Source organism: Thiorhodococcus fuscus (assembly GCF_042682685.1).
GTDB classification, from domain to species: Bacteria; Pseudomonadota; Gammaproteobacteria; order Chromatiales; family Chromatiaceae; genus Imhoffiella; species Imhoffiella fuscus.
The window spans coordinates 113,297-124,322 of sequence record NZ_JBHUHX010000036.1; the positions used below are offsets into that span (position 1 = coordinate 113,297).

Annotated in this window: 9 protein-coding genes; 5 read left to right on the top strand and 4 right to left on the bottom strand. The window is 59.7% G+C overall.

The annotated features are described in order from the left end of the window. Nucleotides 1-35 precede the first annotated feature (35 nt). The 4 genes from gyrB to dnaA all read right to left on the bottom strand — a co-directional run bounded on the left by gyrB (nt 36) and on the right by dnaA (nt 6,436). Nucleotides 36-2,441: a DNA topoisomerase (ATP-hydrolyzing) subunit B gene (gene gyrB, locus ACFSJC_RS13335; protein ID WP_386027410.1), complete on the bottom strand. Its 2,406-nt coding sequence runs from the start codon at nt 2,439-2,441 to the stop codon at nt 36-38. 221 nt (nt 2,442-2,662) lie between these two features. Next, nucleotides 2,663-3,739, bottom strand: a complete 1,077-nt coding sequence (recF, locus tag ACFSJC_RS13340) for a DNA replication/repair protein RecF (RefSeq protein WP_386027411.1) — start codon at nt 3,737-3,739, stop codon at nt 2,663-2,665. Nucleotides 3,740-3,770: 31 nt separating this feature from the next. Further along, nucleotides 3,771-4,874, bottom strand: coding sequence for a DNA polymerase III subunit beta (gene dnaN, locus ACFSJC_RS13345; RefSeq protein ID WP_386027413.1), 1,104 nt, complete (start codon nt 4,872-4,874; stop codon nt 3,771-3,773). A gap of 224 nt (nt 4,875-5,098) precedes the next feature. Then, a complete protein-coding gene (gene dnaA / locus ACFSJC_RS13350; RefSeq protein ID WP_386027424.1) occupies nt 5,099-6,436 on the bottom strand; it encodes a chromosomal replication initiator protein DnaA in 1,338 nt (445 codons plus the stop codon). Nucleotides 6,437-6,744: 308 nt separating this feature from the next. On the opposite strand from dnaA, the gene rpmH reads away from it, so the two are divergent. Genes rpmH through mnmE form a run of 5 tightly spaced genes read left to right on the top strand, consistent with a single transcriptional unit; the run spans nt 6,745 to nt 10,510 of the window. Beyond that, the gene (rpmH, locus tag ACFSJC_RS13355) at nt 6,745-6,879 is read left to right on the top strand and encodes a 50S ribosomal protein L34 (protein ID WP_386027414.1); all 135 of its coding nucleotides are present in this window, start codon (nt 6,745-6,747) and stop codon (nt 6,877-6,879) included. Beyond that, nucleotides 6,876-7,259: a ribonuclease P protein component gene (gene rnpA / locus ACFSJC_RS13360; RefSeq protein ID WP_386027426.1), complete on the top strand. Its 384-nt coding sequence runs from the start codon at nt 6,876-6,878 to the stop codon at nt 7,257-7,259. The genes rpmH and rnpA overlap by 4 nt, the downstream gene beginning before the upstream one ends. Next, a complete protein-coding gene (gene yidD, locus ACFSJC_RS13365) occupies nt 7,244-7,480 on the top strand; it encodes a membrane protein insertion efficiency factor YidD (RefSeq protein ID WP_007040864.1) in 237 nt (78 codons plus the stop codon). Before rnpA ends, yidD begins: the two co-directional genes overlap by 16 nt. After that, nucleotides 7,473-9,149: a membrane protein insertase YidC gene (gene yidC, locus ACFSJC_RS13370; protein ID WP_386027415.1), complete on the top strand. Its 1,677-nt coding sequence runs from the start codon at nt 7,473-7,475 to the stop codon at nt 9,147-9,149. Before yidD ends, yidC begins: the two co-directional genes overlap by 8 nt. A 20-nt stretch (nt 9,150-9,169) precedes the next feature. Further along, entirely contained in the window at nt 9,170-10,510 is a 1,341-nt protein-coding gene (gene mnmE, locus ACFSJC_RS13375) for a tRNA uridine-5-carboxymethylaminomethyl(34) synthesis GTPase MnmE (protein WP_386027417.1), read from the top strand. Nucleotides 10,511-11,026: the final 516 nt, after the last annotated feature.

Below are 11,026 nucleotides of genomic sequence, written 5' to 3' on the forward strand. Positions count from 1 at the left end.
CAGGATCTATCGTGAGGTGTTGCGCCGAGTCGAGGTCAGACGTCGAGGTTCTCGACGTTCAACGCATTTCTCTCGATGAAAAGGCGCCGAGGCTCGACTTGATCGCCCATGAGGGTGGTGAAGATCTGATCCGCAGCCACGGCGTCCTCGATCGTGACCTGAAGCAAGCGACGAAGCTCGGGATTCATGGTGGTTTCCCAAAGCTGATCCGGATTCATCTCTCCAAGTCCTTTGTATCGCTGAATGTTGTAGGCGCGTTGCGCCTCGGCCAGCAGCCAGCGGATACCGCTTCCCAAATCCTCAATCGTACAGCGACGATCCCCGCGTTTGATGTAGGCACCTGGATGGAGGAGCCCCTCCGTCTTCACGCCGAACTCGACCAACTTGGCATAGTCGGACGTCTGGAAAAACTCGATGGGTACGACGCGCGTCTCCGGAATCCCGTGGATCAGGCGGATGACCTCGATTCCAGCGGATGTCTCGTCCGTCGCCTGTGAATAACGCAGCCGATAGTGTACGGCTGCCTGACCGTCGGTGTTCAAGCCCACCTCGACCGCCTTGCACCATTCGTCCAGCCGCTGGGCATTCGAATGTACCGACTCGTCGAACGGCGCGACTTCGGGAAGGGTCGTCAGGAAGTTCGCATCGTAGCGATGAGCCAGGCGACGAACGATCCCCATGAATAGCTGGTAGTCCTGGGCCAGCGATTCCAATGCGGTTCGCGATAGCGGGGGCGCGTCCTCGTTGACGAAGAGATCCGCGTCCTCAAGCGCCGCCTGAAGCATGGCGCGATTGAGCGCGCCCTCGTCCAGCAGATACTCCTCGTATTTCCCGCGCTTGATCTTGAACAGCGGCGGCTGTGCGATATAGATGTGTCCGCGTTCGACCAGTTCGGGCATCTGGCGGTAGAAGAACGTGAGCAACAGGGTTCGGATGTGGGCGCCATCGACATCGGCATCGGTCATGATGATGATGCGGTGATAGCGGAGATTGTCCGGATTGTATTCCTCTCGACCGATGCCGCATCCCAAGGCCGTGATGAGGGTGCCGACCTCGACGGACGAGAGCATCTTGTCGAAGCGTGCCTTCTCGACATTCAGAATCTTGCCCTTCAGCGGCAGGATGGCCTGAAAGGCTCGATCTCGTCCCTGCTTCGCCGAGCCGCCTGCGGAGTCGCCCTCGACCAGATAGAGTTCGGATTTTGCGGGATCCTTCTCCTGACAATCGGCGAGCTTTCCCGGCAATCCAGCGACATCGAGTACGCCTTTGCGGCGTGTCATCTCACGCGCCTTGCGCGCGGCCTCGCGTGCACGCGCGGCCTCGAGCATTTTGTTGGCGATCACCTTGGCCTCGACCGGTTGCTCCTCAAGGAAGGTGTCGAGCCTTTCCGAGACCAGCGATTCGACGACGCCCTTCACCTCGGACGAGACCAGCTTGTCCTTGGTCTGAGAGGAAAACTTGGGGTCGGGAACCTTGACCGAAAGCACGGCGGTCAGTCCTTCGCGCGCATCGTCGCCGACCGGGCGAACCTTCTGATTACGTTCGAGCCCTTCACGTTCGATATAGGAATTTAGGGTTCGCGTGAGTGCGGCGCGGAGACCCGCAAGATGGGTGCCTCCATCCTTCTGCGGAATCGTATTCGTGTAGCAGAAAATGGTCTCCTGATAACTGGAGTTCCACTGGATAGCGAGCTCGACACTGATCGACTGGTTCTCTGCCGTGAAATAGAACACGGTTGGATGAACCGGATCCTTGTTCTTGTTGAGATGTTCCACGAATGCGCGGATGCCGCCGTGGTACTCGAAGGTATCCGAGCGACCGCTGTCTTCCTCCGTGAGCGAGATCCGAACCCCCGAATTCAGAAAGGACAGCTCGCGCAAGCGGCGGGCCAGGATGTCGTAATGGAATTCCAGGTTGGTGAAGATTTCGCCAGAGGGGTAGAAGCGAATTTCGGTTCCCGTATCCGGCGTATCCCCTGTGATCTCCAGCGGACTCTGGGGCACCCCGAGATGGTACTCCTGCTGATGGATATGACCGCCACGACAGATTCGGAGCAGTAGACGCTCGGACAAGGCGTTGACGACGGAGACGCCGACACCATGGAGTCCGCCGGAAACCTTGTAGGAGTTATCGTCGAATTTTCCACCCGCGTGCAGGACGGTCATGATGACCTCGGCAGCGGAACGGTTTTCCTCCGCGTGCAGATCGACTGGGATCCCTCGACCATTGTCCCGAACGGAGACCGAGCCGTCGCGATGCAGGGTGACGCTCACGCTGGTGCAATATCCGGCGAGCGCCTCGTCGATGGAGTTGTCTACGACCTCGAAGACCATGTGATGTAGTCCGGTGCCGTCGTCGGTATCACCGATGTACATCCCAGGGCGTTTGCGGACCGCGTCCAATCCGCGGAGGACCTTGATGTTGTTGGAGTCGTACGTCATTGGACCTACTTGACTGATGGCGGTAAAAGAATGGAAAGCTGCGCTCGCGCTCGCTGACAGTAAGCGTGAGCGTCGGGAACCTCCCAGCGATTGCGTTCCCCGGTCATTGGTTCGGGCCGAGCGAAGGCCAAGATGGATTTGGAGGAAAAAGAAGGACCTCCTTGATTATAAGTGAAGGGGATATGACGATGTGCGATAGGGGTCTTGAGGAGCTTTGAGGCTCAATCCTGTCTTGTCAGGGCACCATGTTCCACGTGGAACATCGCACGCTGGTGTTGCACATCCAGCACCTTGGATCTCGGATACACTCCGGTCGCGAACAACTGGGATCCTGTCTCGACGAAGAGCGACCAGACCGAACGCGCATTATCCTCGTCCAGGTCCGACTCGATGTCGTCCAAGAGCCAGATCGCGCGTTCCAAGCCCTTCCCGACATGCAATCCCTCGCATGCCAGTTGCAGCAAGCAGACGAGGACCTTCATCTGGCCCCGCGAGAAGGCCGCCCGACGTCCGTCCCTCAAGAGCAGAAGGTCGGCCCGATGTGGTCCGACGACCGAGAAGCCTCTAGCCGTCTCTTGGGATCTGACCGCGTCCAGCGCTTCACCCAAACCCAGGTCCTTTCGCCATCCGCGTTCGTAGACCAGTTCCACGTCGTCCAGGAAGCGAAAGGTCCCCTTCAAGGCGTCGAACGCCGATTGCAACGGGGATACAAAATCGGATCTGAGTGCGTCGACCGTTTCACCGGTTTCGACGAAGGCGCGGTCCCACTCGCCTGAATATCTTCCGCCGCCTTTCAGTGCGGCGTTCCGCTGAGTCAGTACTCGTTGAAATGTCCGTCGGGCCTCCCCGAGTCGGTTGTTCCACAGCAATCCGTTCCAGTCGAGAAACAGGCGTCTAAGTTGAGGATCCCCTTCGATCAGCCCCTGCGGATTGTCGGTCACCAGCTTGAGCGGAAACCACGAGCCCGTCCGCTCCATGCCGAATGCATCGGGAGGAACCGTCTCCCTGTCACTGCCCGTTCCGTCCTGGCGATATCGAATCTCGACCGAGGTCTCGACGTCGACCGAGAAACATCCCCTGATTTGGGTCGACCGCATGTTTCGGTTCACGACTGGACCGAACTTGGTGCCGCGATAGGTTCTGCCACGTGCGAGTAGATAGATCGCCTCCAGGACCGTCGACTTCCCCGCGCCGTTTTTTCCAAACAGCCAAACCAGCGGGGCATCGCCCTCCAGACGAGCGCGCTGGATGTTTCTCAGTCCCTCGACATCGAGTCCGACGAGCCAATTCGACCCCATGTGTCAGCCGTTGCGGTCGTCAACGCCTGTCTCAAAGCCGCATGGGCATGACCACATAGGTCTCGTCTTCCGAGTCCAATCCCCGCCAGATCGAACTGCTGTTCGCGTCCTGGAATTGCACTTGGACCTTCTCCGCGTCGATCGCATTGAGAACATCCATGAGATAGGCGACATTGAAGCCAATCGAAATCGAGGCTCCCGAATAATCCGATTCGATCTCCTCCTCGGCCTCTTCCTGCTCCGGGTTGTGCGCCAGAAGACGCAAAACACCTTCGTCGAAGGCGAGACGGACGCCGCGATATTTCTCGTTGGAGAGGATTGCCGTCCTCGACAGCGCGCTCTTCAACTCGTCCTTGTTCAGGATGGTGGTTTTATCCAGGCTGTGCGGAATCACCCGTTCGTAGTCGGGATAGCGTCCGTCGACCAGCTTCGAAACCATGGTCGTCTGTCCAACGGCGATTCGAACGCTCTTGGTGCCGACCGAGAAATCCACGACCTCCTCGGTATTCCCCAGGAGGCGCTTGAGTTCCAGTACCGTCTTGCTCGGCACGATGACCTGCCGCGCCTCGCCCAGATCGGCATCGCCCAATCGAACGCGATATCGCGCCAGACGATGCCCGTCTGTCGCCACCGCCGTCATGCTGGTGCCCTGGAATTCCACGAGCAGGCCGTTCAGGTAATAGCGCACATCCTGCTGGGCCATGGCGAACGCCGTCTTCTCCAGCAGCCGTTTCAGTACACCCTCGGCCAGCGGAATTCCCCGGCCACCCTGCTCCACCTCCATCAGCGGGTAGTCCGTTGCTGACAGCACTCCCAAAGCGAAGCGACCACGACCCGCCGTCAGGACGCAGCGATCGTTCTTCGTCATGAAGCGGATGTCCGTGCCCTCGTCCAGGCTGCGGCAGATATCTGCAAGCTTCCGACCAGGCACGGTCGTTTCCCCTTCCTCGGACACATCAGCAGCGCATTCGGCGGTGACCTCGACTTCCTGATCCGAGCCTGTGAAACGAACCAGTCCGTCACGAGCCGTCACCATCAGATTTCCGAGTATCGGTAGGGTTTGCCGTCGCTCGACGACGCCGATCACCCTTCCGACGATTGGCCACAAGGTATCTCGGTTGACCACGAATTCCATTAATATCTCCAAAGGGGAAATATATATATTTAAACGTTAATAGTAATGCCTGTGGATAACCGCTGTTTCGCCGAAATATGTTTTTGAAACAGCATGTTGAGAACGTTTTTGCCTCTTGATTATCGGTGATTAAGCTGTGGATAAAATCGTCGCCCTCGGGCCAAATTATTTCATCCAAAACTTATGCACAGGTTCATCACAGGTTTGCTGCGGGTTCTCCACAGCTAAGAGGTCAATATTCTCAACAGGTTTTTGTAATCCTCTTCTATTCCGGCATCGCTGTCACGCAAGCTCTTGATTTTTCTGGTGGCATGAAGAACGGTGGTATGGTCTCGACCGCCGAAGGCGTTACCGATTTCGGGCAGGCTGTGCTTCGTGAGTTCCTTGGCCAGCGTCATCGCGATCTGTCTCGGGCGGGCCAGCGAGCGGCTTCGCTTGGCCGACAACAGATCCGAGGTCCGCAGCTTGAAATACTCGGCGACCGTTTTCTGGATGTTCTCGATGCTGACCTGTTTGTCCTGAGCCGCCAGCACGTCCTTCAAGGCGTGCTTCGCGAACTCCAGCGTGATGGGCTTTCCCGTGAACTGAGAATTCGCCACCAAGCGCCGTAGCGCGCCCTCAAGCTCGCGAATGTTCGACCGGATACGTCTGCCGACGAAGAAGGCCACGTCCTCCGGAAGCTCGATGCCGATTTGGGTCGCCTTGCAGTGGAGGATCGCAACGCTGGTCTCCAGATCCGGCGGATCGATGGAGACGGTCAGCCCCCAACCGAAACGGGACCTCAGACGTTCCTCAAGACCGACCACCTCCTTCGGGAAGCGGTCGCTGGAGAGTACGATCTGCTGGCGTGACTCGAAGAGTGCGTTGAAGGTGTGGAAGAACTCCTCCTGCGAGCGCTCCTTCCCGGCGAAGAACTGCACATCGTCGATCAGCAGGGCGTTGACCGAGCGATAGGTCTTCTTGAACTCATCGATCCGGTTGTGCTGCAGGGCCTTGATCATCTCCGCGACAAAGCGCTCGGAATGCAGATAGACGACACGCGCCGAGGGATTCGAGGCCAGGATGACGTTGCCGACCGCATGCATCAGATGCGTCTTGCCCAGACCCACGCCGCCATAGATGAAGAGCGGGTTGTAGGCCGTTCCGGGGTTCTGCCCGATTTGCATCGAGGCGGCGCGGGCAATCTGATTCGATTTGCCTTCGACGAAGGTGTCGAAGGTGAAGTCCGAGTTGAGATTCGCGCTTGCGCGTCGCTCGCCCAGATCGGGTGCCGGCGCGGGGGGCTCGTAGCGGCTGCGTCCCGCCACCGTGACACCTCCCCGGTCGAGCCCTCCGACCTCGAAGGCAATGTGACTGACGCTTCCGTCGCTGAATTGCGCGCAGAGTTCGATCAATCTGCGCTCATAATGCTTCTGTGTCCACTCGAGGACGAAGCGGTTGGGAGCGAGCAAACGGAGCAGGCCGCCGTCCACGCGGGCCTGAAGCGGTAGAATCCAGGTGTTGAATTCGGCCGATGTCAATTCGCCCTTCAGTTGCTTGACACACTGATCCCACAGACCCACGGCGACTCCAGACAACGGTCGATTCCTAGCGTGATTTGCCACGGCACGCGCTGTTCGCGATACCACCTCATGTCAAGCGCCGAAGACCCTGTGCGCGGTCCCCGCTCTCCCCCACTTCGGTGATCGCGCGACGGACATGGACAAGCAGTCTAGCGTTCCGCGCTAGACTTATCCACAACCTTCGTGCCCAAAATCCGATCTAGTTGATTGACGCGCGTTGGAAAATTGCATATATTTCCGGCCCTTTTATGGCGGCCTTTTTGGCCTCCTCGTCGGCCCTACACCAGTTCATCGTCGGAGTACCGTTCATGAAGCGCACTTTTCAACCCAGCCGCCTGAAGCGGGCTCGTACCCATGGCTACCGCGCGCGCAGCGCGACCCGCAATGGGCGCAAGGTCCTCGCCGCCCGTCGTTCCAAGGGTCGGCTTCGTCTAATCCCCTGAGCGAGTCAACGTCTGGCCGACCTGACCGCAGCCACCCGCGCGGCCGACGATTAACGAACGCGACCCAGTTTCGGCACGTCTTTGCCGAGCCTTTACGGGCAGGAAAATCCGGTTTCGTGGTGCTCTATCGTCCAAACGGATCTGAAGAACCCCGGCTCGGTCTTGCCATCGCCAAAAAGCGTGCGCGGCGTGCTGTGGATCGGAACCGACTCAAACGGATCGTTCGAGAGAGTTTCCGGCTCCATCACGAACAGCTTCCTGGGGTCGACGTCGTCGTACTCTGCTCGCATGACGCTAAGTCGCTTCCGAATCGACGGCTCTTTCAGGCTTTAGCACAAGCTTGGGCCAGCATCAGGAATACAGCATGCGCCCCATCTTGATCGGGTTGATCAGGGTCTATCAGTACCTGATCAGCCCGTTGCTCGGCCCCCATTGCCGCTTCTATCCTTCGTGCTCTCATTACGCTGTCGAGGCCATCGAGCGTCACGGCGTGGTCTATGGCACCTACTTGGCTCTTCGTCGCCTGTCCCGATGCCATCCCTGGCACCCGGGCGGCATCGACCCAGTTCCCCTCGAAAGGCAGACCAAGCTTCATGGATAACCAGCGCCTGATCCTTTTCCTCGCACTCGCCGCAGTGCTTTTCTTGATTTTCGAGTCCTGGCAGCAGGATTACGGGCAGGTTGGCCAGCCGGTCGCCCAGACCGAGCAAAGCCAGTCCTCCACCGCGTCCAGCGCGCCCTTGGCCCTGACGCCGGCAGACCTGCCCGAGGTCGGCCCGCTCGCGGATACCTCGGTTCCCGCTGCCGGATCCGGCCCGACCCCGGCCTCGGAACGACCGATTCTGGTCGAGACCGACGTGCTCAAGGTCGAGATCTCTCCGCATGGCGGCACCATCGCCAGCGCCTGGCTGCTGAACTACCCGGTGGTCCCGGAGAAACCCGAGGACAAATACCGTCTGTTCAAGCCGGTTCCTCCGAACATGCTGATCAGCCAGTCGGGTCTGATCGGCGACAAGGATGCCGGGCTGCCGACCCACGAGGGTCTGTTCCAGAGCGCCAAGCCCAGCTATCGACTGGAGTCGAACGACAGCCAGCTCGACGTCGTTCTGACCTGGAAGAACGCGGCAGGTCTGGAGGTGACCAAGACCTATCGTTTCACGCGCGGCAGCTACCTCATCCATGCCTCGCAAACGTTGACCAACGGTTCCGATAAGCCGATCGTCGCGCGCGAATACACGCAGCTCCAGCGTACGCCTCTGAACGATCCCAATGAGGCGCGCTTTATCCACACCTATACCGGCGGTGTCTATTACAGCCCTGAGGACAAATACAAGAAGGTCTCGTTCGATGACATGACCAAGGGTCCTCTGGACAAGACGGTCTCCGACGGCTGGGTCGCCATGATCCAGCACTACTTCATGGCGGCCTGGATTCCTCCCCAGGGTGCCCAGCAGACCTTCTATACCAACGCCCTCGACAACTCGCGCTACATCATCGGCCAGTACTCGCCTGCGGTGAGTGTCGCGCCCGGTGTCAGCCATACCTTTGAGGATCGTCTCTTCATCGGACCCAAGCTCCAGAACCAGCTGGCTGCCATCGCCCCCGGTCTGGATCTGGCCGTCGACTACGGCTGGCTGACCGTCATCGCCCAGCCCATCTTCTGGGTCATGACCCATATCCACGCGTTGATCGGCAATTGGGGCTGGACCATCATCTTCCTCACCATCCTCATCAAGCTGGCCTTCTACAAGCTGTCCGAGACCAGCTATCGCTCGATGGCCAACATGCGTCAGCTCACGCCGCGCATGCAGGCGCTGAAGGACCGTTACGGTGACGACAAGCAGCGCCTGAATCAGGCGATGATGGAGATGTACAAGACCGAGAAGATCAATCCGCTGGGCGGCTGTTTGCCGATCCTGGTCCAGATTCCGGTCTTCATCTCGCTCTACTGGGTGCTGCTCGACAGCGTCGAGATGCGTCAGGCGCCCTTCATGCTCTGGCTCAACAACCTGTCCGCGCCGGATCCCTACTATGTGCTGCCGCTGATCATGGGCGTCTCCATGTTCGTTCAGCAGAAGCTCAATCCCGCGCCGCCGGATCCGATGCAGGCCAAGATCATGATGAGCCTGCCGTTCGTCTTCACGGTCTTCTTCGCCTTCTTCCCGTCGGGCCTGGTGCTCTACTGGACGGTCAACAACCTGCTGTCGATCGCCCAGCAATGGCACATCACCCGCTCCATCGAGAAGGAAGCCGCCAAGAAGCGTCGCTGAACGCGCCGCTTCACTAGACCGTGGCGGATCTAGAGACCATCGCGGCCGTTGCCACACCCCCGGGAGTCGGGGGTGTCGGCATCGTCCGAGTCAGCGGACCGCGTGTTTCGGCCATCGCCCAGGCCATTACAGGCGCCCTCCCCTCCCCCCGCACCGCCACCTACCGCGTCTTTCGCGATGCCGAAAACGGCTTCATCGACGAAGGAATCGCGCTCTATTTCCCCGGTCCTCGTTCCTTTACCGGCGAGGATGTACTCGAACTCCAGGGACATGGCGGCTCGGTTGTCATGGATCTGCTGCTCGAACGCTGTCTCGGTTTGGGCGCGCGACTGGCCCATCCAGGCGAATTCACCGAGCGGGCCTTCCTCAACGGCAAGCTCGACCTGGTCCAGGCCGAGGCCGTCGCCGACCTGATCGAAAGCTCGACCGCGCTCGGCGTGCGACTCGCCGGACGGACCTTGCAAGGCGAATTCTCGCGGCGCATCCAGGCACTGGTCGAATCGCTCATCCAGCTTCGGATCTTCATCGAGTCCGCGCTCGACTTCCCCGAGGAAGAGATCGACTTCCTGGCCGACTCCAGCGTCGCCGAGGACCTGGATCGGGCCATCGCCATGACCCGCCGAGTTCTGGAAGAGGCGCACCGTGGTCAGGTGCTGCGCGAAGGGCTGGTGGTGGTCATCGCCGGCGCCCCGAATGTCGGCAAGTCGAGCCTCCTGAACGCACTGTCCGACACGGATGCCGCGATCGTCACCCCGATCCCCGGCACGACCCGCGACCTGCTGCGCCAGGACATCCAGATCGACGGACTGCCGATCCGCGTCGTGGATACGGCCGGATTGCGCGCGACCGAGGACCCCGTCGAGCGCGAAGGGGTGCGTCGCGCCCGCAAACAGCTCGATGATGCGGACCTCGTGCTCCTGGTCCATGACGCCCAGAGCGGACCGGATCCGAGCATCGCGGAAACCCTGCCGTCGGGGATTCCGGTCGTGCGCATCCGCAACAAGATCGACCTGCTCGACGAATCACCAGGAATCGTGCAGCGCGACTCGGAGGTCGAAATCTCGCTCTCGGTAGCCACGGCACAGGGGCTCGATCTGCTGCGCGCCCACCTCAAACATCGTGCAGGGCTGGACGCCGGTCACGAAGGCATCTTCATCGCCAGACGTCGCCACCTCGACGCACTGAATCGCGGCCTACAGCATCTGCTGGAGGCCCAACGCAACCTCGAAGGACAGCTCGGTCCCGAACTGGTCGCCGAGGAACTCTTACTCGCCCAGAAGATGCTCGGCGAGATCACCGGTGAGGTGACCTCGGAGGATCTGCTGGGGCGGATCTTCTCTAGTTTCTGCATCGGAAAATAATGCGGATGCCGGGGTATTCCCGAGCCTTCCGTACAGGATGAAGCTGTAGCCCTCCCCAGAAGGATAATCTCGCTGTTGTGAGTCAAACCGCGAGATCGGGAAAGCAGACGTGGGTAGGAGAGCACAGGGAGCGGAAACCGGGCCCTGATCGCCGATGCCGGAAGAGCCATCTACAGCGGACCGCTGGCATACCAACGACAAAACTCAAACGGCGTCGCCCTTGCCGGTTCGTATGGCGCAATAGCGCAGCGTATTGCGCCGAAAGGACATTGGCACAGGTCCATCAGATTGATGGAACAAAGACGCAATTCGACGCGCGAGGGATATGCAGCGTGTGGTGTGTCTTGGGGTAAACAGCCTGCCAAACATGCGGCGCAATACGCTATTGCTATTACGCCCTACGCGGGCTGACCCCGCGACGGCTTTCCGGGCTAGGTTCTCCTTCAACGCATCCCATTACACAGAACTTTGAGTGTACGATGGTGCGTTGTTTTTCCTGAGATATTTTGGAGCAGA

What these genes read in the sequence shown, in the direction of transcription:
- gyrB (WP_386027410.1), bottom strand. Translation starts at nt 2,441, where the DNA reads ATGACGTACGACTCCAACAACATCAAGGTCCTCCGCGGATTGGACGCG.
- recF (WP_386027411.1), bottom strand. Translation starts at nt 3,739, where the DNA reads ATGGGGTCGAATTGGCTCGTCGGACTCGATGTCGAGGGACTGAGAAAC.
- dnaN (WP_386027413.1), bottom strand. Translation starts at nt 4,874, where the DNA reads ATGGAATTCGTGGTCAACCGAGATACCTTGTGGCCAATCGTCGGAAGG.
- rpmH (WP_386027414.1), top strand. Translation starts at nt 6,745, where the DNA reads ATGAAGCGCACTTTTCAACCCAGCCGCCTGAAGCGGGCTCGTACCCAT.
- yidD (WP_007040864.1), top strand. Translation starts at nt 7,244, where the DNA reads ATGCGCCCCATCTTGATCGGGTTGATCAGGGTCTATCAGTACCTGATC.
- yidC (WP_386027415.1), top strand. Translation starts at nt 7,473, where the DNA reads ATGGATAACCAGCGCCTGATCCTTTTCCTCGCACTCGCCGCAGTGCTT.